This is a genomic window from Streptomyces sp. NPDC001450 (assembly GCF_053597295.1).
In genome coordinates, this window is record NZ_JBSFHY010000001.1 from 108,393 (window position 1) to 130,529 (window position 22,137).

At 70.2% G+C, this 22,137-nt stretch carries 18 protein-coding genes and 3 pseudogenes; 11 read left to right on the forward strand and 10 right to left on the reverse strand.

The features are described from left to right. Positions 1-3 precede the first annotated feature (3 nt). Positions 4-2,400: an HAD-IC family P-type ATPase gene (locus ACWC5O_RS00525; RefSeq protein WP_450589358.1), complete on the reverse strand. Its 2,397-nt coding sequence runs from the start codon at positions 2,398-2,400 to the stop codon at positions 4-6. Positions 2,401-2,505: 105 nt separating this feature from the next. Continuing rightward, positions 2,506-2,775 carry a DUF2530 domain-containing protein gene (locus tag ACWC5O_RS00530; protein ID WP_450589356.1) on the reverse strand — a complete coding sequence of 90 codons (270 nt, stop codon included), beginning with the start codon at positions 2,773-2,775 and terminating at the stop codon, positions 2,506-2,508. Positions 2,776-2,937: 162 nt separating this feature from the next. On the opposite strand from ACWC5O_RS00530, the gene ACWC5O_RS00535 reads away from it, so the two are divergent. Beyond that, the gene (locus ACWC5O_RS00535) at positions 2,938-4,389 is read left to right on the forward strand and encodes an NCS2 family permease (RefSeq protein ID WP_450589355.1); all 1,452 of its coding nucleotides are present in this window, start codon (positions 2,938-2,940) and stop codon (positions 4,387-4,389) included. Positions 4,390-4,399: 10 nt separating this feature from the next. On the opposite strand, the gene ACWC5O_RS00540 is transcribed toward ACWC5O_RS00535, so the two are convergent. Beyond that, a complete protein-coding gene (locus ACWC5O_RS00540) occupies positions 4,400-4,582 on the reverse strand; it encodes a ribbon-helix-helix protein, CopG family (RefSeq protein WP_086168767.1) in 183 nt (60 codons plus the stop codon). Between the two features lie 154 nt (positions 4,583-4,736). Here ACWC5O_RS00540 and ACWC5O_RS00545 point away from each other — a divergent pair, with 154 nt between their 5' ends. Beyond that, positions 4,737-5,174: a MarR family winged helix-turn-helix transcriptional regulator gene (locus ACWC5O_RS00545; protein WP_450589353.1), complete on the forward strand. Its 438-nt coding sequence runs from the start codon at positions 4,737-4,739 to the stop codon at positions 5,172-5,174. 102 nt (positions 5,175-5,276) lie between these two features. Further along, positions 5,277-6,548, forward strand: coding sequence for an MFS transporter (locus tag ACWC5O_RS00550; protein WP_450589351.1), 1,272 nt, complete (start codon positions 5,277-5,279; stop codon positions 6,546-6,548). A 24-nt stretch (positions 6,549-6,572) separates the two neighbouring features. Here ACWC5O_RS00550 and ACWC5O_RS00555 read toward each other — a convergent pair whose 3' ends face one another. Then, the gene (locus ACWC5O_RS00555) at positions 6,573-7,109 is read right to left on the reverse strand and encodes a GNAT family N-acetyltransferase (protein ID WP_450589349.1); all 537 of its coding nucleotides are present in this window, start codon (positions 7,107-7,109) and stop codon (positions 6,573-6,575) included. A gap of 59 nt (positions 7,110-7,168) precedes the next feature. On the opposite strand from ACWC5O_RS00555, the gene thpR reads away from it, so the two are divergent. Further along, a complete protein-coding gene (gene thpR, locus ACWC5O_RS00560) occupies positions 7,169-7,741 on the forward strand; it encodes an RNA 2',3'-cyclic phosphodiesterase (RefSeq protein WP_450589347.1) in 573 nt (190 codons plus the stop codon). A gap of 147 nt (positions 7,742-7,888) precedes the next feature. On the opposite strand, the gene ACWC5O_RS00565 is transcribed toward thpR, so the two are convergent. From ACWC5O_RS00565 to ACWC5O_RS00585, 5 genes and pseudogenes are all read right to left on the reverse strand, one after another. Next, positions 7,889-8,881 (reverse strand): aldo/keto reductase, encoded by a 993-nt coding sequence (locus tag ACWC5O_RS00565; protein WP_450589345.1) that lies wholly within the window; start codon positions 8,879-8,881, stop codon positions 7,889-7,891. 96 nt (positions 8,882-8,977) lie between these two features. Then, positions 8,978-9,907, reverse strand: coding sequence for an ATP-grasp ribosomal peptide maturase (gene tgmB / locus ACWC5O_RS00570; RefSeq protein WP_450589343.1), 930 nt, complete (start codon positions 9,905-9,907; stop codon positions 8,978-8,980). A 55-nt stretch (positions 9,908-9,962) separates the two neighbouring features. Next, a complete protein-coding gene (tgmA, locus tag ACWC5O_RS00575; protein ID WP_450589341.1) occupies positions 9,963-10,154 on the reverse strand; it encodes a putative ATP-grasp-modified RiPP in 192 nt (63 codons plus the stop codon). Positions 10,155-10,721: 567 nt separating this feature from the next. Continuing rightward, a pseudogene (locus ACWC5O_RS00580) lies at positions 10,722-11,314 on the reverse strand (Uma2 family endonuclease). A gap of 88 nt (positions 11,315-11,402) precedes the next feature. Beyond that, positions 11,403-12,086: an SGNH/GDSL hydrolase family protein gene (locus ACWC5O_RS00585; RefSeq protein WP_450589339.1), complete on the reverse strand. Its 684-nt coding sequence runs from the start codon at positions 12,084-12,086 to the stop codon at positions 11,403-11,405. Positions 12,087-12,174: 88 nt separating this feature from the next. Here ACWC5O_RS00585 and ACWC5O_RS00590 point away from each other — a divergent pair, with 88 nt between their 5' ends. From ACWC5O_RS00590 to ACWC5O_RS00610, 5 genes and pseudogenes are all read left to right on the forward strand, one after another. Further along, a complete protein-coding gene (locus tag ACWC5O_RS00590; protein WP_450589337.1) occupies positions 12,175-13,158 on the forward strand; it encodes a WD40 repeat domain-containing protein in 984 nt (327 codons plus the stop codon). 121 nt (positions 13,159-13,279) lie between these two features. Next, positions 13,280-14,479, forward strand: a pseudogene (locus ACWC5O_RS00595) (glycoside hydrolase family 5 protein); the annotation flags it as partial. Positions 14,480-14,534: 55 nt separating this feature from the next. After that, positions 14,535-14,669 carry a hypothetical protein gene (locus tag ACWC5O_RS00600; RefSeq protein WP_450589335.1) on the forward strand — a complete coding sequence of 45 codons (135 nt, stop codon included), beginning with the start codon at positions 14,535-14,537 and terminating at the stop codon, positions 14,667-14,669. A 255-nt stretch (positions 14,670-14,924) separates the two neighbouring features. Next, on the forward strand, positions 14,925-15,113 hold the full coding sequence (locus ACWC5O_RS00605) for a hypothetical protein (RefSeq protein WP_450589333.1): 189 nt from the start codon (positions 14,925-14,927) through the stop codon (positions 15,111-15,113). A 1,024-nt stretch (positions 15,114-16,137) separates the two neighbouring features. Continuing rightward, positions 16,138-17,025: pseudogene (locus ACWC5O_RS00610) on the forward strand (sensor histidine kinase); the annotation flags it as partial. Positions 17,026-17,240: 215 nt separating this feature from the next. Here the strand turns inward: ACWC5O_RS00610 and serC are convergent. Beyond that, complete coding sequence (serC, locus tag ACWC5O_RS00615; protein WP_450589332.1) at positions 17,241-18,359, reverse strand: phosphoserine transaminase; 1,119 nt, start codon at positions 18,357-18,359, stop codon at positions 17,241-17,243. A gap of 155 nt (positions 18,360-18,514) precedes the next feature. Between serC and ACWC5O_RS00620 the strand changes: the two genes are divergently transcribed. Next, the gene (locus tag ACWC5O_RS00620; RefSeq protein WP_450589330.1) at positions 18,515-21,409 is read left to right on the forward strand and encodes an FAD-binding and (Fe-S)-binding domain-containing protein; all 2,895 of its coding nucleotides are present in this window, start codon (positions 18,515-18,517) and stop codon (positions 21,407-21,409) included. Then, complete coding sequence (locus ACWC5O_RS00625; protein WP_450589328.1) at positions 21,345-22,121, forward strand: metallophosphoesterase family protein; 777 nt, start codon at positions 21,345-21,347, stop codon at positions 22,119-22,121. The genes ACWC5O_RS00620 and ACWC5O_RS00625 overlap by 65 nt, the downstream gene beginning before the upstream one ends. Positions 22,122-22,137: the final 16 nt, after the last annotated feature.

A 22,137-nucleotide genomic window follows, 5' to 3' on the forward strand; every position in this document is an offset into this window, starting at 1 on the left:
CCATCACGCCGGGAAGCGGCGGCCGACCCACGTCCACAGGGCCGCCAGGGCGGCCGCCGCCACCACCGCCACCGCCACAGCCGTCCACGGCATCGCCACACCCACCAGCTTCAGGGCGAAGAAGCTCTGCAGTGCCGGGACGGCGAGGACGAGGAGGAACGCCATGCCCATCGACGCCACCAGGGCGACGCGCCACCAGGTGTAGGGGCGGGCGATGATCGCCAGGACCCACATGGAGATCAGGAACAGGGTCAGGGTCGCCGCGCTGGTCTCCGCGTCGAGGGAGCCCGGGCCGGTGTAGTAGTGGCGGGCGAGCAGGTACGTCACGAAGGTCGCCACTCCGGCCACCACCCCGCCGGGAACCGAGTACCGCATGACTCTGCGGACGAAGTGGGGGCGGGCCCGTTCCTTGTTGGGGGCCAGGGCCAGGAAGAAGGCCGGGACGCCGATGGTGAGGGTGGAGAGCAGGGTCAGGTGGCGGGGCAGGAAGGGGTACTCCACCTGCCAGCACACCACCAGCACCGCGAGCAGCACCGAGTAGACCGTCTTGACCAGGAACAGGGTCGCCACGCGGGTGATGTTGCCGATGACGCGGCGGCCCTCGGCCACCACCGACGGCAGCGTCGAGAAGCTGTTGTTCAGCAGGACGATCTGCGCGACCGCCCGGGTCGCCTCCGAACCCGAGCCCATCGAGACGCCGATGTCGGCGTCCTTGAGGGCGAGGACGTCGTTCACGCCGTCGCCGGTCATCGCGACCGTGTGCCCGTGCGACTGGAGCGCGCCGACCATGTCCCGCTTCTGCTGCGGGGTGACCCGCCCGAACACGGTTGCCTCGTCCAGCGCCTCGGCCATGCCCCGGTGGTCGGCGGGCAGCCGGCGTGCGTCGACCGCCGTACCGGACAGGCCCAGCTTGGCGGCGACCGCGCCGACGGACACCGCGTTGTCGCCGGAGATGACCTTGGCGCGGACGTCCTGGTCCGCGAAGTAGCGCAGCGTGTCCGCGGCGTCGGGCCGCAGCCGCTGCTCCAGCACCACGAGGGCGGTGGGACGGGCGCCCTGGGCCGGCTCGGGGTCGTCCAGGTCACGAGTGGCGCGGGCGAGCAGCAGGACCCGTAGGCCCTGCTCGTTGAGGCGCTCGGTCTCGGCCAGGGCCGGGTCGCTCTGGGCGAGCAGCACGTCGGGGGCGCCCAGCAGCCAGGTGCTGGCCTCGCCGTCGCCCTCGCTGAAGGCGGCGCCGCTGTACTTGCGGGCGGAGGAGAACGGGAGCGACTCGATGCAGCGCCACTCCTCGCTGTCCGGGTAGGCGTCGATGATCGCCTGGAGGGAGGCGTTGGGGCGCGGGTCGGACTCGCCGAGGGCGCCGAGGGCCTTGCGTACGTACGTCTCGTCGTAGCCGTCGAGAGTCCTCAGCTCGGTGACGTCCATGCCGCCCTCGGTCAGCGTGCCCGTCTTGTCCAGGCAGACGGTGTCGACGCGGGCGAGGCCCTCGATGGCGGGCAGCTCCTGCACCAGGCACTGTTTCCGGCCGAGCCGGATGACCCCGATGGCGAAGGCCACGGAGGTGAGCAGCACCAGCCCCTCCGGGACCATCGGGACGATGCCGCCGACCGTGCGGGCGACCGCGTCCTTCAGATTGTTGTTCTTGACGACCAGCTGGGTGACGACGAGCCCGAGCGCGGCCGGGATCATCATCCACGTCACGTACTTGAGGATCGTGGAGATGCCGGAGCGCAGCTCGGAGTGGACGAGGGTGAAACGGGATGCCTCCTCGGCGAGCTGGGCCGCGTACGCCTCCCGGCCCACCTTGGTCGCGGTGAAGGCGCCGCCGCCCGCGACCACGAAACTGCCGGACATCACCTGGTCGCCGGGGTGTTTGACGACCGGGTCGGCCTCACCGGTGAGCAGCGACTCGTCGATCTCGAGACCGTCGGCCTCGGCACACAGTCCATCCACGACGATCTTGTCGCCGGGGCCTATCTCCATGAGGTCGTCCAGGACGATCTCGTTCGTGGCCACCTCGATGGCGGTCCCGTCGCGGCGCACGGTCGGCCGGGCCTCGCCGATCACGGCGAGCGAGTCCAGGGTCTGCTTGGCCCGCCACTCCTGGACGATGCCGATCCCGGTGTTGGCGAGGATCACGAAGCCGAAGAGGCTGTCCTGGATCGGCGCGACGAACAGCATGACCAGCCACAGCACGCCGATGATCGCGTTGAACCGGGTGAAGACGTTCGCCCGGACGATCTCGCCCATGGAGCGGCTGCTGCGCACCGGCACGTCGTTGACCTGCCCACGCGCGACGCGCTCCGCGACCTGGGCACCGGTCAGACCGGCCGAGGGTGCGCCCGGCGGGGACACCGGATGCACGGGGCCGAGTTCGGCGCCCGCGTCGATATGGGTCATGCATTCGACGGTACGTGCGGTTTTGCGCCTTCACCTGCCGAGTGGGGGAAGTTCCGACCTGGGGAGGAGCAGAGTCGTGCGCTGGTTGTAGAGGCGGGCCGGCGGCTACTCCGCCGCGGCCGCCGTCTTCAGCGCCGCGTCCCGCTTGATCGCCGCGTCGCGCCTGCGGACGTACCAGATGCCGATCAGGCCCAGCCCGCCGCCGGCCAGGCAGGTCCACAGCCACCAGGTGTGGTCGTGGTCGGCGAACCAGCCGTAGAAGGGGAGCTGGACCAGGAAGAGGACGAACCACACGATCGTGCCGCCGGTGATGGTGGCGACCACGGGGCCCTCCAGGGGCTCCGGCGCCTCGTGCTTCGGGGTCCACTTTTCCATGGGGCACAGCTTACGAGGCGATGCCGATGCTGAACGGTCTACGCGCGGAGATGGCGATGAGAGACTCATACGTTCATACTGAAACGGTTTGACTTTGTCCATTTCTGCTCGTATGAAACTCCAACGGGGCTCGGGGGAACCCCGTCGGTGATGAGGTCCCGCATGTCCACCTCGGCACCCGCCAAGGTCCCCGCCCCCGAACAGCCGGGTGGCACCCCCGCCTTCGGCGCCCTCGACCGCTACTTCCGCATCTCCGAGCGCGGCAGCTCCGTCGCCCGCGAGATTCGCGGCGGTCTCGCCACCTTCTTCGCGATGGCGTACATCATCGTGCTGAACCCGATCATCCTCGGCAGCGCGAAGGACATGTACGGACACCATCTGGACAACGGCCAGCTGGTCACGGCGACCGCCCTGACGGCGGCGTTCTCCACCCTCCTCATGGGTGTCATCGGCAACGTCCCGATCGCGCTCGCCGCCGGTCTCGGCGTGAACTCGGTCGTCGCGCTCCAGCTGGCGCCCCGGATGTCCTGGCCGGACGCAATGGGCATGGTCGTGCTGGCCGGTTTCGTGGTCATGCTGCTGGTCGCCACGGGTCTGCGCGAGCGCGTGATGAACGCCGTGCCGTTCGGCCTGCGCAAGGCGATCTCCATCGGTATCGGCCTGTTCATCATGCTGATCGGCCTGGTCGACGCCGGTTTCGTCAGCCGTATCCCGGACGCCGCCCAGACCACCGTGCCGCTCCAGCTCGGCAGCAACGGTCACCTCGACGGCTGGCCGGTGCTGGTCTTCATCCTGGGCGCGCTGCTCACCTTCGCCCTCATCGTGCGCAAGGTGCCGGGCGCGATCCTGATCTCCATCGTCGGCATGACCGTCCTCGCGCTGATCATCAACTCGGTCGCCCATGTGACGACCTGGGGTCTGACGGTCCCGAAGTGGCCGGGCAACCCGGTGTCCTCCCCCGACTTCGGCCTGATCGGCCAGGTCAGCCTGTTCGGCGGCTTCTCCAAGGTCGGTGTGCTGACCGGCGTCCTCTTCGTCTTCACGGTCCTGCTGTCCTGCTTCTTCGACGCCATGGGCACGATCATGGGCGTCAGCGACGAGGCCAAGCTGACCGACGCCCAGGGCTACATGCCGGGCATCAACAAGGTCCTCTTCATCGACGGCCTCGCGGTCGCGGCGGGCGGCGCCAGCTCCTCCTCGGCGACCACCGCGTTCGTGGAGTCCACGGCGGGTGTCGGCGAGGGCGCGCGCACGGGTCTCGCGAACGTCGTCACGGGCGCCCTCTTCGCGGTGGCCCTGTTCCTCACCCCGGTCGCCACCATGGTCCCGTCCCAGGCGGCCACGCCGGCGCTGATCGCGGTGGGCTTCCTGATCCTGTCGAACTCCGTCAAGGAGATCGACTGGGCCGACTACACGATCGCGATCCCGGCCTTCGTGACCATGCTGATGATGCCGTTCACCTACTCGATCACCAACGGCATCGGCATGGGCTTCATCAGCTTCGTGGTGCTGCGCCTGGCGGCCGGCCGCGCGAAGGACGTCCCGGTGCCGATGTACGTCGTCTCGGCCGTCTTCCTCTTCTTCTATCTGATGCCGGCCCTGGGCCTGGCCTGATCACCCGGGGTCAGGTGACCCCGTAGAACTTCTCCGTCTCCTCGACGGCGGCCTGGAACCGCTCGTCGAAGTCGTCCCGGATGAGCGTGCGGACCACATAGTCCTGCACGCTCATTCCTCTTTTGGCCGCATGGTGCCGGAGCCTCTCGAGCAGCTCCCCGTCCATGCGCAGGCTGAGCACACTGGTCCCCATGCGTACGAGGGTCGCCACATCCGGCCACCCGGTGCGTCACTTTCCGGAACAGACTCACTCGTATGAGTGATCGGTCGGTTCAGTGGCGGGCGTCACGGGCACTCGGGCGTGTCGCGGTGGTCTTTAGCGAGGGTAATGAGTTACGCTAAAGAACATGCCGGACCTTACCCATGGCGACGACGCTGCCGCCGTGAACGCTCTCCGCTCCGCCGTGATGCGGCTGTCCCGTCGGCTCAAGCACCAGCGGGTCGACGAGTCGCTGAGCCCCACCGAGATGTCGGTGCTCGGCACCCTGGCCCGCTGCGGCTCGGCCACGCCGGGCGAGCTGGCCCGCAAGGAGCACGTCCAGCCGCCGTCGATGACCCGCATCGTCGCGCTGCTCGAAGCCAAGGGGCTGGTCCGGCTGGAGCCGCACCCCGAGGACCGGCGCCAGAAGGTCGTCACCCAGACCGAGCAGGCCGAGGCGATGCTCGAGGAGAGCCGCCGCAAGCGCAACGCGTTCCTGGCCGGCCTGGTCGAGGGCCTCGACGAGGCCGAGTGGGCCAAACTGCGCGCCGCCGCCCCCGTGCTGGAGAAGCTCGCGCATCTGTAAGGACGTATCGCAAGGAGGCGACCCCTTTTGAGTTCGGGATCCGGAGCACCTTCCGCCCCCGCACCGACCACCCCTACCACCCCTGGCCCCGGCAGATCCTCGATGTTCAGCTCGCTGAGGATCCGGAACTACCGCCTGTTCTTCACCGGCCAGGTCGTCTCCAACACGGGCACCTGGATGCAGCGCATCGCCCAGGACTGGCTCGTGCTCAGCCTCACCGGTTCCTCCGCGGCCGTCGGCATCACGACGGCCCTGCAGTTCCTGCCGATGCTGCTGTTCGGCCTCTACGGCGGCGTCCTGGTCGACCGCCTCCCCAAGCGCCCCACGCTGCTCGTCACCCAGACCTCCATGGCCGTCACGGGCCTCGCGCTCGCGGCGCTCACCCTCACCGGCCACGTCCAGGTCTGGCACGTCTACGTCGCCGCCTTCGCCGTCGGCCTCGCCACGGTGCTCGACAACCCGGCCCGGCAGTCCTTCGTCTCCGAGATGGTCGGCCCCGAGCAACTGCAGAACGCGGTCAGCCTGAACTCCGCCAACTTCCAGTCCGCCCGCCTGGTCGGCCCCGCCGTCGCCGGCCTGATGATCACCGGCGTGGGCACCGGCTGGGCGTTCCTGTTCAACGGCCTGTCCTTCGTCGCCCCCGTCGCCGGCCTGCTGCTGATGCGCGCCCGTGAGCTGCACGTGGTCGAGCGCGCGCCCAGAGGCAAGGGCCAGCTGCGCGAGGGCCTGAGCTACGTGGCGAAGCGCCCGGAGCTCATCTGGCCGATCGTCCTTGTCGGTTTCATCGGCACCTTCGGGTTCAACTTCCCGGTGTGGCTGTCGGCCTACGCCGACGACGTCTTCCACGCAGGTGCCGGCGCCTACAGCCTCTTCAACACGCTGATGGCCGTCGGCTCGCTGGGCGGCGCCCTGCTGGCTGCCCGCCGCGGCACGGCCCGGCTGCGCGTCCTGATCGCCGCCGCGGTGGCCTTCGGCACACTGGAGACCGTGGCCGCGCTGGCCCCGTCGTACTGGCTGTTCGCACTGCTCATGGTCCCGATCGGCGTCTTCGGCCTGACGGTCAACGTCACCGCGAACACGGCCGTGCAGATGGCCACCGACCCGGCCATGCGCGGCCGGGTGATGGCCCTGTTCATGATGGTGTTCATGGGCGGTACGCCACTGGGCGCGCCGGTCGTCGGCTGGATCACCGACACCTACGGCCCCCGCGTCGGCTTCGTCCTCGGCGGCGTCATCTCCGCCGCCGCGGCCGCCACCGTCGGCCTGGTCCTCGCCCGCATCGGCGGCCTGCGCCTGGCCGTGGGCTGGCACCACGGCCACCCGCGGGTGCGGTTCGTGCCGAGAGAGCGCGAGCAGCTGGCGACGGCGGCCTGAGGGCTCCGCGCCCCCGGAGGGTCCCTACAGGACCCTCCGGGCCAGCACCTGCCCCGGCCAGTCGTCCGTGCCGAGCATGCTGACGCTGAAGGACTCGGTCGGGCAGAAGCCGTTGCGTTCGTAGAAGGAGACCAGCTTGCGGTCGCCGCCCGCGTAGCAGTCCACCCGCAGCAGCGAGACCCCGGCCCGGCGGGTCTCCTCGGCCGCGTGGGCGAGCAGGGCGGCACCGACGCCGTGGCCCTTGAAGCGGCGGTCCGAGGCGAAGGTGTGGATGTAGCGCTCGGGCTCGTCGGCGGGCCGCAGATACTCGCCGGGCGCGTCGGTGAGGGTGAGCGTGGCCGCCGGGACACCGTCGTACTCGGCGATGTACGGGGCACCCTCGGTGACGTACCGGGTGATCACGGCCACGGCCCTCGGGTTCTTCGACCAGGGTGTCGTACCCCACTGCTGGGTACGCCCCTGGGCCACCAGCCACTCCACGGCACTGTCGAACATGCCGAGGATCACGGGGATGTCGTCAGGCCTGCCTGCTCTGATGCTGATCTTCCCGTTCTTCTCCATGTATCCGATCATGCCCAGGGGACGCGTCAGGGCCACGGCATTTCTGGAAGGGTGACGGCATGAGACTCTTCGCCGCCGTGCTGCCCCCGGAGGACGTCGTCCATGACCTCGCCACCGAGGTCGCGAAGCTGAAGAGGCTGCCCGGCGCGGAGGGGCTGCGCTGGACCAACCGTCCCGGCTGGCACTTCACGCTCGCCTTCTACGGCGAGGTCGACGAGGCCGTCGTACCGGACCTGTCGGCCCGCCTGGGCCGCGCGGCTCGACGTACGTCCCCCTTCCCGCTGGCCCTGCGGGGCGGCGGGCAGTTCGGGCGCGGGCAGGTGCTGTGGGTGGGCGCGGACGGAGACCTGCCGGCCCTGCGGCTGCTGGCCGACCGTACGGAAGCGGCGGCGGTGAGGTCCGGGGTGCCGATGGGGGAGCACCGTCGCTATCTGGCCCATCTGACGGTGGCGCGCAGCCGGTACTCGGTGAACGCGCGACCGTACGTCGAGGCCCTGAACGCCTTCGCCAGCCGCTCCTGGACCGTGGCCGAGCTGGCCCTGGTGCGCAGCAACCTGCCGAGGTCCGGGGTGCCCGGGGAGCAGCCCCGTTACGAGACGGTCGCCCACTGGGCGCTCGGCGGCGCCGGTTAGGCTCGGGTACGTGGACCCGAAAACCCGGAACCGGATCATGGCCGGTGTGCTTGTGCTGATGTTCGTGGTGGTGGCCGTGTCGGCGGCGGTCGGGAAGTAGACCGCCGCCGACAGGGCCGTACCACCGGCTGTGGCGTACGGCCACGGCTACCAGGCGAAGGCCTCCGGGGACGGCCCCGGGCCCGGGAAGATCTCGTCCAGGCCCGCCAGCAGTTCCTCGCTCAGCTCCAGTTCCACGGCCCGGAGGGCCGACTCCAGCTGCGCCGGCGTGCGCGGGCCGACGATCGGGCCGGTCACGCCGGGCCGGGTGAGCAGCCAGGCCAGGGCGGCCTCGCCGGGCTCCACACCGTGCTTGTCGAGCAGGTCCTCGTACGACTGGATCTGCGCGCGGATGGTGGTGTTGGCGAGCGAGTCGGCGGCCCGGCCGGAGGCACGGCGTCCGCCCTGTGCCTCCTTCTTGATCACACCGCCGAGCAGACCGCCGTGCAGCGGCGACCACGGGATGACCCCGAGGCCGTACTCCTGCGCGGCCGGGATGACCTCCATCTCGGCCCGCCGCTCGGCGAGGTTGTACAGGCACTGCTCGCTGACCAGCCCGATGGAGCCGCCGCGCCGGGCGGCGATCTCGTTGGCCTGGGCGATCTTGTAGCCGGGGAAGTTGCTGGACCCGACGTAGAGGATCTTGCCCTGCTGCACCAGCACGTCGACGGCCTGCCAGATCTCCTCGAACGGGGTCCGGCGGTCGACGTGGTGGAACTGGTAGACGTCGATGTGGTCGGTCTGCAGCCGCTTCAGGCTGGCGTCGACAGCGCGCCGGATGTTCAGCGCGGAGAGCTTGTCGTGGTTGGGCCAGGCCTCGCCGTCGGCGCCCATGTTGCCGTAGACCTTGGTGGCGAGGACGACCTTGTCGCGCCGCTCGCCGCCCTTGGCGAACCAGTTGCCGATGATCGTTTCGGTACGGCCCTTGTTCTCGCCCCAGCCGTACACGTTGGCGGTGTCGAAGAAGTTGATGCCGGCGTCCAGCGCCGCGTCCATGATCGCGTGGCTGTCGGCCTCGTCCGTCTGCGGTCCGAAGTTCATCGTGCCGAGGACCAGTCGGCTGACCTTGAGTCCCGTGCGTCCTAGCTGCGTGTACTTCATGGTGTCCTAGCCAACGGCTTGGAGCGCACTCCAGGCAAGGGCGGCCGGGCGGGGTGGCCGTACCTTCCTGCGAACGGGCCACCCCGCAGGCGGCCCTCACCCGGGGCGCCGGGCCAGCCACAGGGCGACCGCCTCCGAGATCGGCTGCCCGGTCTCCAGCTCCACGAAGCCGAACTGGCCGCCCTGGTTGCACTCCAGGAACCACCAGACGCCGTCCTCGTCCTCGGCGAAGTCGAAGGCCGCGTAGGCCAGTTCGGCGACACGCAGGTACTCGTGCACCGACCTGCCGATCCGCGTGGGCACCGGTACCGGCCGCCAGGCGTGTTCGGTGTCGCCGTAGCGTCCGTCGACCTGGCCGGGCTCGGCCGTCTTCCGGGCGGCGAACAGCCGGGTGCCGACGCAGGTCAGCCGGATGTCGGCACGCTTGGGTACGTACCGTTGCAGCAGAGCCGGACCGGCCGCGACGCCGGTGAAGTCCGCGTCGGGCCCGACCAGGGTCGTGGGCAGGGCCAGCGCGGGATCACCGCGCGGCGGCCCCGAGGCGGACTTCACCACGACGTTCCCGTGCTGCTCGGCGAACTGCCGTGCCAGGCGCGGTGAGGTGGTGAAGACGGTCGGCGGTACGGCGAAGCCGCTGAGGTGGGCGACCCTCAACTGCCAGGGTTTCAGCCGGGCCTGGTCGGCACTGCGGGGATGGTTCATCCACCGGACGGCGGCGCAGTGCAGCATGCCGTACAGCGCCTGGCGGGTCTCGGCGGTCAGCCACGGCGAGGGGTGCGCCGCGTGCGCGCCCGGCTCCCCGGGCCGGCGCATCCATATCGAGCGCAGGCCTCTCATGCTGAGCACGTGCCCGTTGACCGACAGGTGGCCGTCGAAGTCGCCGTGCGCGTAGTCGGCGGACAGCACGGCCTTCCCCGGCAGATCGGCGGGGTCCAGCCGCATCACGGGGGTACCCGTCCGGTGCAGCCTGGCCACCACCATGTCGGCGGTCACGTCCTCCTCGGAGGTGAGGATCAGTACGGTCATGCGGTTGCGGGGTCGTCCATTCGGGATCTCGGCTGCGGGTGTCGGTGACGGGTCGTCAGTCGTCGAAGTGCGTCGCGGACCCGGCGGTCGAGGTGGTCGTGCCGGCCGCCAGGAGGAGGTCCGGGTCGCTGACGGCCGGGCGGCCGTCGGGGAGCAGGTTCAGCTGGAGCGACGCGTCGAACCGGTACGGCGGCAGCTGGGCCGGAATCCCTTTGGGGGTGGTGTAGTTGAGCGTGAACGGGCGCATTCGAATCCTCCTTGGTCGTACATCATTTACTTACGGCCCCTACACATCAGGGATCGGACGGTGCGTCACATCTGTCACACCCGTCACTCCAGTCACACGGCCGGTCACTCCGGTCGCACTGGCCGGTCCTCCCTCAGCTCGACGAACAGCCGCTGCGCCTTCGCCGCGTCCCAGCGCACGGCGCTGCCCTCGGACGTGCGCAGGCCCCGTTCGGACACGGGGACGTTGAGCTGCCTGCCGGTACCGGCCGAGCGCTCCGCATGGCCTGGAACAGCGACACGAGGGTCTGCAGGTCCGTTCCCTTGTCGACCACGAGCGTGTGCAGCGCGGCGTTCAGCAGGGGATAGGCGCGCAGCGGACCGAGTGCCGTGCCCGGTTCGGCGGCCTTGTGGGCGAGCGCGGCCAGGAACCTCTGCTGGTTTCTGCTGCGGCCCAGGGCGCCCTGCGTCTCCTGGTGCCGTTGGCGGACGGACGCGAGCCGCCCCGCCGGGAGCGTGGCGCTGGGGCGGGGCGGTGCGCTGAACTGTGTAGGTGGGGGGAGTGGGCCCTGGGTGTGAGGGCGGGGTGTCAGTCGCGGGGGAAGTCGTCGGTTTTGAGGATGAGGTCGACCGCGGTGCCGGTCAGGTCGATGTCGGTGCCGAAGTCCACCCACGTCCTCATGGCGTAGTCACCGTCCTTGGGGTGGGTGTAGGCGTAGCACCGCCCTTGGTAGGGATCGGCGATGACGTAGACGGGAACCTCGGCCATCGCATAGGCGGTCTTCTTCGGGCCGTAGTCGTTGGCGGCCGTACCCGCGGAGATGACCTCGGCGACGAACCGCACGTCCTGGTACGCCAGTGGCCTTCGTCGTCTGCCTTCGCCTCGTCGCTGAGCATGGCGACGTCCGGGCAGAAGCCGTTCTCGTGGCCCGGGAAGTCGATCCGGACGTCCGTAAACGCGGTGATCTCCCTCCCGAACCTGTCCTCAAGGGCCCACAGGATCCGGCGGATGATCTGCCAATGCGTGTTCCGCTGCGACGTCATATGGACGTTGCCCCCGACGATCTCGACCCTGAATCCTTCGGGGACGGGCATCCGCTCAAGGCGCTCGAACCAGTCGTCCAAAGCCTTGGTGTTGGCGTCGGCGTCGGCCATCTCGATCCTGTCCTCCAGGACGGTCATCGTGGCGCTCCTCCGCGGCTGCCCCACGGAAAGGTGCAGCCGCGCACTTCAACGATACGCACGGTGACCAGGAGACGCCGGGATCAGGTCAATCCGTTCCGGCCGCGTACGCCTGTCCGATTCCCCACGCCTCCCACATCGCCCCCGCGAACGCCCCCGCGATCCGGTGCTCCCCGCTCGCGTTGGGATGCGTCCCGTCGTACGTGTCGGCGTGGATGTCGTACGACTCCGGCGGCGAGGCGAGCAGGATCGGCGACCGGGGCTCGTCCAGGTCGGCGACCGCCTTGGCGAGCAGGACGTTGAACCGGTCCACCTGCTCGGCGAAGGGCGCGTCCGTCGCGGCCCGGATGTTCGGGATCACCGGCAGCAGCACCATGCGGATGCGCGGGCGGGTCTCACGGGCGCCCGCGACGAAGGCCCGTACGTTCTCCGCCGTCTGCTCGGCGTTCGTGTAGAAGCCCAGGTCGATCAGGCCGAGGGAGATCAGCAGCACGTCGGTCCGGTGCTCCCGTACCGCCTCCCCGATCAGTGGAGCCATGTGCAGCCAGCCCTCGCCCCAGCCGGCCAGGTGGGCGCGGGGGAAGCCGGGTTCGGCGTACGCGTGCGACGTCGCTGCCTCGGCCGTCTTGTCGTACAGCTCCTCGCGCGGACCGACGAAGGTGAACGGACCGCCGTACGACTCGCACAGGTGTCGCCACAGCCGGTAACGCCACGTGTGCTCGCCCGCGCTCCCGATCGTCATGGAGTCGCCCACGGGCATGAACCTAAGCATCCGCTCATGATGGACGATCGCGGCGGCCCGTGGGGTGTGAGGCCGACCACGCCCGGTGAACGGCCCGCCGGGATGGCAGGCTTGGGGCATGCGTCGATCGTTCGCCCTCATCGCCGGGCTCCTGCTCACGGGTGCCCTCGCCGCGCCTGCCTCCGCCACCGGCGGCGAGGGCGATCAGGGGTTCACCATCAAGGACCCCCGTATCACCGAGTCCAGCGGCCTGGCCGCCTCCCACCTGCACCCCGGCATCTACTGGACGCACAACGACAGCGACGACGGGCCGTACATCTACGCCGTGGACAGCGCGACCGGGAAGACCGTCGCCACGGTGACCCTGCGCGGCGTCGGCTCCCCGCGCGATGTCGAGGCCATCTCCATCGGGCCGGACAACCAGATCTACGTCGGCGACATCGGCGACAACCTCGACGGCAAGTGGCCGTACGTGTGGATCTACCGGCTGCCCGAGCCGAAGGTACTGAAGGACCAGACGCTGACGGCGACGCAGTACGTCGTGAAGTACGCCGACGGGGCGAGGAACGCCGAGTCGCTGGTCGTGCACCCCAGGACCGGTCGGGTCTACATCATCGACAAGAAGGAGAACGGGGGGCACCTGTACGAGGGGCCCGCGCAGCTCTCCACCGCCGGCGCGAACATCTTCAGGCCCGTCGCCGCCGTCGACCTGTGGGCCACCGATGCCGCCTTCTCGCCCAACGGCCGACAGCTCGCGGTCCGGGGGTACTTCGGCGGCATCTACTACGACTGGAACGGCGGGAAGATCAAGCGCGAAGGGCGGCTCGACGTGCCCCTGCAGGGGCAGGGGGAGTCCGTCTCGTACTCCGCCGACGGCACCAAGCTGATGTACGGCAGCGAGGGGGCCGGCAGTTCGGTGGAGGCGCAGGACGCGCCTGCCGGGGCGGCGAGCAAGGAGCCGTCCGGCAGCGGGAGTTCCGTCTCCGCCGGTGGCAGCGGCACCGGTGCCGGCAACAGCGGGAGCATCAAGGTCGGCGCCGTCGTCGTCGTCGTGGGCGCGGCCGCTCTCTTCGGGCTGCGGCGGCTGCGGCGCAGGAGTTGAACCGGTGGGCGCCGGATGTCTTGACGCGCGTGTGGGGTGTCAGTTCTCTGGGAGGTGCGCGGTATATGGGAGCGCTCCCATTCTGTTCCGGGGCCGCGCCTCCCCGAGAGGAACCAGGCACATGTTCCGCAGCTTGCGAAGAGTGCTGTGTGCCGCCGCCGCGCTCCTCCTGCCCCTGGCCGGTGTGCACCCCGCGCATGCGGCCGCCACCCCCGGAGCCGGTCACTGGCACACCAGTGGCCGGCAGATCCTGGACGCGGCCGGGCAGCCGGTGCGTATCGCCGGGATCAACTGGTTCGGCTTCGAGACCGGCAACCACGTGGTGCACGGTCTCTGGTCGCGCGACTGCAAGAGCATGATCGACCAGATGAAGTCGCTGGGTTACAACACCATCCGGCTGCCCTACAGCGACGACATCCTCAAGAACGGCACGACGCCCGACAGCATCGACTTCTCCGGCGGCAAGAACGCCGACCTCCAGGGGCTGACGTCCCTCCAGGTCATGGACAGGATCGTGGCGTACGCCGGCCAGGACGGCCTGAAGGTCATCCTGGACCGGCACCGCCCCGACTCCGGCGGTCAGTCCGCGCTCTGGTACACCGCGTCCGTCCCCGAGTCGACATGGATCGCCGATCTGAAGGCACTGGCCGCCCGCTACCGGGGCCAGGACACCGTCATCGGCATCGACCTGCACAACGAGCCGCACGATCCCGCCTGTTGGGGCTGTGGTGACCAGGCCACCGACTGGCGCCTCGCCGCCCAGCGCGCCGGGAACGCCGTCCTGTCCGTCAACCCGGACCTGCTGGTCTTCGTCGAGGGCGTGCAGTCGTACAACGGCGTGTCCGGCTGGTGGGGCGGCAACCTGATGGGGGTCGCCCAGTACCCGGTGCGGCTCAGCGTGGCCGACCGGGTCGTCTACTCCGCGCACGACTACGCCACCAGCGTCGCCCAGCAGAGCTGGTTCGGCGACCCGTCCTTCCCGGCCAACATGCCCGGCGTCTGGGACAAGTACTGGGGCTACGTCTTCAAGCAGAACATCGCTCCTGTCTGGGTGGGTGAGTTCGGTACGACCCTGCAGTCCGCCGTGGACCAGAAGTGGCTGGCGGCACTGGTGAGTTACCTGCGGCCGACGTCGGCGTACGGCGCGGACGGCTTCCAGTGGACCTTCTGGTCGTGGAACCCGGACTCCGGTGACACGGGCGGGATCCTGAAGGACGACTGGGTGTCCGTGGACACGGTGAAGGACGGGTATCTGGCGAGCATCAAGGCACCCTTGTTTCCGAGTGCCGGGTCGGGAGCGGGTGGTGCCCGCCAGGCCGGCCCAGCCAGTCTGCGAGCCCTGTGAAGGCACGAACCGGCTTGCCAGGGACACGGTTGTGGTTGGCGCCGACCAGGCCGGCGTCACCGGGGTCTTCCCGGTGTGGGGCCTTGTCACCGGTCCCGCGCCCGTCGGGGCGGATGCGACCTCGATGCCGCAGCCGGCGGCAGCCGAGGAGCGCGACGAGGTGTGAACCGCCGAGCGCACAAGCTTGGCCGCTCACGGCCGAGAAGGTGACAGCAGATCACGTCCATGTGGACGCCACATGAGAAGAGGGCGCCCGGCGCTGCACCGGGCGCCCTCTTCTCATGTGTTCCCACCTGCATGGGAACACCCTGTTCCCGGCCGGGAACGCCCTCCCGTCCCGGCAGACTGAGAGGACCGTACGCCGGCTCCGGTGCTCTCGTTCGTCGCGATACGGAGTGCCGCCGCATCCAGGAGGGTTCAAGTGAATCGATCACTGCTGACCATGCGCTCGGCGCTGATTCTGTTGCTGGGTGTTCTCGTCGGCCTGGCAGCGGGAGTACTGACCGCCTGTTCCGACGGCGGCGGCGAGGCGAAGTCGGTCATGGTGGGCGCGACCGCTTTCGCGGCCGCCGTGGCGTTCTTCAACTCCGTCATCGATCAGACGCACTGACCGAGACGGGTTGCCGTCGTTGACATGACGGTGAGGGGCACACATCCGGGGAGAGGAGACGATGGTGGGGGACGATGACCGCGAGGAGGCAGTCTTCGATGACGCGGCCTTCGGTGACGCGGAGGGCTTCAAGCCGCTGTCGGGAGAGCTGCGTCCCGAAGTGCGGGAGCTGGCTGGGGCGTTGCGCCGCCTGCTGAAGGGCTCGGGAAAGTCGCAGCGGCAGTTCGCGGTCTATCACCACATCGGCGTCTCCACGGTCTCGCGCTATCTGAGCGGGGAACGAATCCCGGACAAGCACTTTCTCGACGGGTTGATGAAGTCGGCCTGCAAGGCTCACGGCACGGAGGTCAGTGCGGAGCTGCAGGGCCGGATGTACCGGCTGCATCGGGACGCGCTGCTGGCCGAGGACCCGGCCCGGTACCGGGAACAGATGGCCAGCGACCGGCTGGAGGACGCCGTGCTGCGTGAGGAGGAGGCGCAGCTGGAGATCCGGGAGCTGAGGAAGGCCGCGGAGGGGCAGAAGCGGCAGCTGTGGGCACTGGAGTCCCAGCTTCGTCAGCTCGCGGCGGCGGAGCAGCAGGAGCGGGGCTCGTTACGGGCGGACCTGGAACGGCACCGGATGCGCAAGGAGGAGCTGGAGGAGGCGTGCGCGCGTCTGCGGGACAAGGTCGCTCGTCTGGAGAGGGCGCTCGAGGAGGCGGAGCGGGAACGGGACGCCGCGCGGACGCGTTGCCGGGAGCTGGAAGCCGAACTGGCCGACGCGCAGGAGGCCGCCGAGCGAGCGGAGCTGGAGCGGCGGGCGAGGGAGGAGAGGCTGCGCCTGGCCAAGGCCGCCGAGGTGGCCGAGCACCGTCTGGCGGACCTGGAGCGCGTTCATCTGGAAGCCGAACAGGTACGCCTGGCAGCCGCCCGGGAGGCCGCGACCCAGTTGGAGGTGGCCAAGACCCAGGCCGACGAGTTGCTGCAGGAGGCAACGCTCAGAGCCACGAAAGTCCGGCCTTCGGTGCTCAGGAGATCAGCCGCGCTGCGCCAGTTGAAGGAGGCCGCGCAGCAGATGGCCGATGTCCGGTTGCCCGAGTTGGTCAAGCGGCTGTCGGAGGCGGACCCGCAGGACGTGGACATCGTTGTGCCGCCCATCGGCATCCACAGCCTGGACGACATCGGGCAGACAGCCCAGGCCCTCGACACCGTCCACCGCGCATATGTACAACTGGCCGTCGACCAGGCCCTCCTGCGGAGCAACACCAACGCGATGTTCACCAACCTCTCGCGTCGCTCGCTGGGTCTGATCCAGCGCCAGCTGTCGCTGATCTCCGAGCTGGAGGACTCCGAGACGGATCCGAACCGGCTGGCGTCGTTGTTCAAACTGGACCACCTCGCGACGCGTATGCGCCGTAACGGTGAGAACCTCCTCGTTCTCTCCGGTGAAGAGCCCGGCCGCCGCTGGACCCGCCCGGTCCCGCTGGTCGACGTGCTCCGCGCCGCCGCGTCCGAGGTGGAGCAGTACGAGCGCATCGAGTTGACCGCCGTGCCCACCGTCGAGATCGCCGGCCGCGTCGTCAACGACCTCGTGCGCCTGCTCGCCGAACTGTTCGAGAACGCCACCGCCTTCTCCTCGCCGCAGACCAGGGTCAGGGCCATCAGCCACGCGCTGCCCGACGGCCGTGTGCTGATCGAGATCCACGACACCGGTATCGGCCTCTCCCCCGAGGACCTCGCCGAGATCAACGAGCGGGTCGCCTCGCCGGCCACCGTGGACGTCTCGGTGTCCCGCCGCATGGGTCTGTTCATGGTCGGTCGTCTGTCCCAGCGCCACGGCATCTGCATCCAGCTGCGCACCTCCGACTCCGGTGGTACGACCGCGCTGGTCATGCTCCCCACCGACGCCACTTACAGCGAGCCCGTTCCCGAGCAGTGGGACATCGGCGGACTCGACCACGGCGGTGGGCAGCTGCCCACGGTCACGGCACACCTGTTCACCATCTGCGACTCCGGCCACCTGTCCATCGAGCGACCGCACTCATGACGGGCCGGCCCGCGAAGTCGTAGGCGTCGGTGACCGTCGTACGACGAGGGGCGCCCCGGCAGACACCGGGGCGCCCCTCGTGGACGTACGCGGGAAGAAGATCAGAGCTTCTCGATCACGTAGTCGATGCACTTCGTCAGCGCCTCGACGTCCGCCGGGTCGATCGCCGGGAACATCGCGATGCGCAGCTGGTTGCGGCCGAGCTTGCGGTACGGCTCGGTGTCCACGATGCCGTTGGCGCGCAGCACCTTGGCGACGGCGGCCGCGTCGATCTCGTCGGAGAAGTCGATCGTGCCGATGACCTGCGAGCGCTTGGCCGGGTCCGAGACGAACGGGGTGGCGTACTTGGACTCCTCCGCCCAGGTGTAGAGGCGGGTCGAGGAGTCCTTCGTGCGGGCCGTGGAGAAGGCCAGACCGCCCTGGCCGTTGAGCCACTCCAGCTGCTGGCCCAGCAGGAAGAGGGTGGCGAGGGCCGGAGTGTTGTACGTCTGGTTCTTGCGGGAGTTGTCGATCGCCGTGGGGAGCGAGAAGAACTCCGGGACGTGGCGGCCGGAGGCGTGGACACGCTCGGCGCGCTCGATGGCGGCCGGGGAGAAGACGCCGATCCACAGGCCGCCGTCGGAGGCGAAGGACTTCTGCGGGGCGAAGTAGTAGACGTCCGTCTCGGCGACGTCGACCGGGAGGCCGCCCGCGCCGGAGGTGGCGTCCACGAGGACGAGCGCGCCCTCGTCGGCGCCGGCCACGCGCTTGATCGGCATGGCGACACCGGTGGAGGTCTCGTTGTGGGTGAAGGCGTACACGTCGACGCCCGCCTCGGCCTGCGCCTCGGGGTGGGTGCCCGGGTCGGTGGCGATGACGGTGGGCTCGGCCAGCCACGGGGCGAGCCTCGCGGCCTTGGCGAACTTGGAGGAGAACTCACCGAAGCTGAGGTGCTGGGACTTGTTCTCGATCAGTCCGTGGGTGGCGATGTCCCAGAAGGCGGTGGACCCGCCGTTGCCGAGGACGACCTCGTAGCCGTCGGGGAGGGAGAACAGGGAGCTGATGCCTTCGCGGACCTGGCCCACCAGGTTCTTGACCGGGGCCTGGCGGTGGGAGGTGCCGAGCAGGGAGCTTCCGGTGGCGGCGAGCGCCTCGAGGGCCTCGGTACGCACCTTGGAGGGGCCCGCGCCGAATCGTCCGTCGGCGGGCTTGATGTCAGCGGGAATCTGGATGTCGGCCACAAGTCGGAGGGTATCGCCCACGCGAAACGGGACGGAACCGTGTCCGTCCGATGAGACGAGATCGCTGAACTGTGGACTTGTGTGGTTGTACGACGAAACAGGCGGGCTGTGGAAAAGTAACGGTGACTGTGTGTGATCGGATGCATCCTGGACGCATGACGGATCTCTCGGGCCTCGAGGCGGAGCTGCGTGGGGTCGTCCGGGGTGAGGTCGGCTTCGATGTCACCTCCCGGGCGCTCGTGACCATGGACGCGTCCAACTACCGGCGGGTCCCGGCGGGGGTGGTGGCCCCGCGGGACGCCGAGGACGTGGCGGCGGTGCTGGAGGTGTGCCGGGCGCGCGGAGTGCCGGTGGTGGCGCGCGGCGGGGGCACGTCGATCGCGGGGCAGGCGACCGGCACGGGCGTGGTGCTGGACTTCACCCGGCACATGAACGGCCTGCTGGAGCTGGACCCGGCCACGCGCACGGCCGTCGTCCAGCCGGGCCTGGTCCTCGACCGCCTCCAGGAGGCCGCCGCCCCGCACGGCCTGCGCTTCGGTCCCGACCCGTCCACGCACAGCCGCTGCACGCTCGGCGGAATGATCGGCAACAACTCCTGCGGCTCCCACTCGGTCGCCTGGGGGACGACCGCGGACAGCGTCCGGGAGCTGTCCGTCATCACCGCCCGCGGGCAGCGGCTGCGGCCGGGCCGGGACTGGGCCGGAGCGCCGGACGGGCTGCGCGCCCTGGTGGAGGGCGACCTGGCCCGCCTGCGCACCGGCTTCCCCGACCTGCCCCGCCGCATCTCCGGATACGCCCTGGACGCCCTGCTCCCCGAGAAGGGCGCCGATGTCGCCCGCTCCTTCTGCGGCTCCGAGGGCACCCTCGGCATCCTCACCGAGGCGGTCGTACGGCTGGTGGAGGCCCCACGCGCGCGTGCCCTCGCTGTGCTCGCGTACGGCGACGAGTCCGGCGCCGCCGAGGCCGCCGCCGGACTCCTGCCTCTCGGCCCGCTGACAGTGGAGGGCATGGCGGCCGACCTGGTGCGCTCACCGGCCGGGCTGCCCGAGGGCGGCGCCTGGCTCTTCGTGGAGACCGGCGGGCAGACACCGGCCGAGGCACGCGCGCGTGCGGAGGCGATCGTCCGCGCGGCCGACGTCGTCGACTCCCTGGTGGTGACGGACGCGGCGGCCCAGCGGGCCCTGTGGCGCATCCGCGAGGACGCCTCGGGCACGGCGACCCGCCTGCCCGATGGCAGCGAGGCCTCGCCCGGCTGGGAGGACTGTGCGGTGCCCCCCGCACGGCTCGGCCCCTATCTCAGGGACTTCCGCGCCCTGCTCGCCGCCCACGGCCTGCGCGGCACTCCGTACGGCCATTTCGGCGACGGCTGCATCCACGTCCGCATCGACTTCGACCTGCTCACCGAGGCGGGTGTCGGCCGCTTCCGGCGCTTCTCCGAGGAACTGGCCGACCTGGTCGTCGCCCACGGCGGCTCGCTGTCCGGGGAGCACGGCGACGGCCAGGCCCGCGCGGAGCTGCTGCCGCGGATGTACGGCGAGGAGACGGTACGGCTCTTCGAGCGGGCCAAGGCGGTCTGGGACCCCGACGACCTCCTCAACCCCGGCATGCTGGTCCGCCCGGCCCCGCTCGACACCAACCTCCGCTTCTCCGTCCTGCCCCGCCGCCCGGTGGACGTGGCCTTCGGCTACCCGGCCGACGGCGGCGACTTCAGCGCCGCCGTCCGCCGCTGCGTAGGCGTCGCCAAGTGCCGTACGACCACGTCCGCCGGGCCCGCCGTGATGTGCCCCTCCTTCCGGGCGACCGGCGAGGAGGAACACTCCACCCGCGGGCGGGCCCGGCTGCTGCACGAGATGCTCGCGGGCGAACTGGTCACGACCGGCTGGCGCTCCACCGAGGTCCGGGACGCCCTGGACCTGTGCCTGTCGTGCAAAGGCTGCCGCTCGGACTGCCCGGTGGGTGTCGACATGGCCACCTACAAGGCCGAGTTCCTGCACCACCACTACGAGGGCCGACGCCGCCCGGCCGCCCACTACACGTTGGGGTGGCTGCCGCTGTGGCTGCGCTGGGCGGCACGAACGCGCACGGTCCCGCTGCTCAACAGACTCGCGTCCGTGCGTCTGTTGGCCCGGACGGGGAAGCGACTGGGCGGAATCGCACCCGAGCGGGAGATCCCGAGGATCGCGGAGGAGCCTTTCACCCGTTGGTGGCGGCGCAGGGGCAGGGGCAGGGGCAGGGGCAGCACTGTGGGAGACCTGGTCGTCCTGTGGCCCGACACCTTCACCGAGCACCTCTCGCCCTCGGTCGGACAGGCGGCCGTCCGGGTGCTGGAGGCCGCCGGCCTCAGGGTGGTCCTGCCACCGTCCCGCCCGCTCGGCGGCGCGGTCTGCTGCGGCCTGACCTACATCTCCACCGGCCAGCTGGACCGGGCCCGCGCGGTGCTGCGCCGCACGCTGGACCTGATGGAACCGGTGCTGCGCAGAGGCACCCCGATCGTCGTCCTGGAACCGAGCTGCGCCGCGGCGCTCCGCGGCGACCTCCCGGAACTCCTGCACGACGACCCGCTCGCCCCCCGGCTGGCGTCATCGGTCCTCACCTTCGCCGAGGCCCTCGAACGCCACGCCCCCGACTGGACCCCGCCCGCCGTCGACCGCCCGGTCGCCGGCCAGACCCACTGCCACCAGCACGCGGTCCTCGGCGACACCGCCGACCGCGGCCTGCGCGAGTCCGCGGGCCTGACCGGCGAGCTGAGCGGCGGCTGCTGCGGCCTGGCGGGCAACTTCGGCTTCGAGAAAGGGCACTTCGAAGTGTCGGAGGCGTGCGCAGAGGAGCAACTGCTGCCGTCGGTACGGGGCGCGGCCGAGGGCACGGTGATCCTGGCGGACGGCTTCTCGTGCCGTACGCAGCTGGAGCAGCTGGCGGGGGTGCGGGGGAGACACCTGGCGGAGGTGCTGGCGGAGGGACTGGAGAAGGAAACGGGGGTGGGAAGTGACCGAGGAACACGGCAGGCTGGCAGTCCTCTCGGACATCCACGGCGTACTCCCCGCACTTGAGGCCGTCCTTGCAGAGCCCGAAGTGGCCGGCGCCGACCGGATCGTCCTCACCGGCGACATCACGGCGGGTCCACAGCCGGCCGAGGTGCTGGACCTGCTGCGGTCGCTGGGTGACCGGGTGCTGTGGGTCGGCGGGAACGCGGACCGGGAGCTGGTGGAGTACCGGCGGGGCGAACGGACGGAGATCCCGGATCCGATCGGCCCCTTCGCGGCGCAGGCGCTCCGCGAGGACCAGGTGGACTTCATCGCCACGCTGCCCAGAACCCTCACCCTGCGCGTCCGCGGCCTCGGCAAGGTGCTGTTCTGTCATGCCACCCCGCGTGACGACGAGGAGGTGGTGCTGGTGGACTCCCGACTTGAGCGCTGGACAGAGGTCTTATCCGGCCTCGACACCGACATCGGCACGGTCGTCTGCGGGCACACCCACATGCCGTACGTCCGCCTGGCCAACGGTCGTCTGGTGGTCAACCCGGGCAGCATCGGCATGCCGTACGGGCGTCCTGGCGCCCACTGGTGCCTCCTGGGCCCCGGAGCCGACCTGCGCGTGACGTCGTACGACATACCGGGGGCGGTGACCCGGCTCACCGCCGGGTGCGCGTACCCGGAGATCGCCGAGTGGGCCGACTTCTACCTGAACTCCCGCGTGACGGACACGGAGGCGCTGACGGCGTTCGGCCCGAGGGACGGCAGGGAAGCCTCCGAGGTTTCGTAGCAGCGGGTTCATAGGG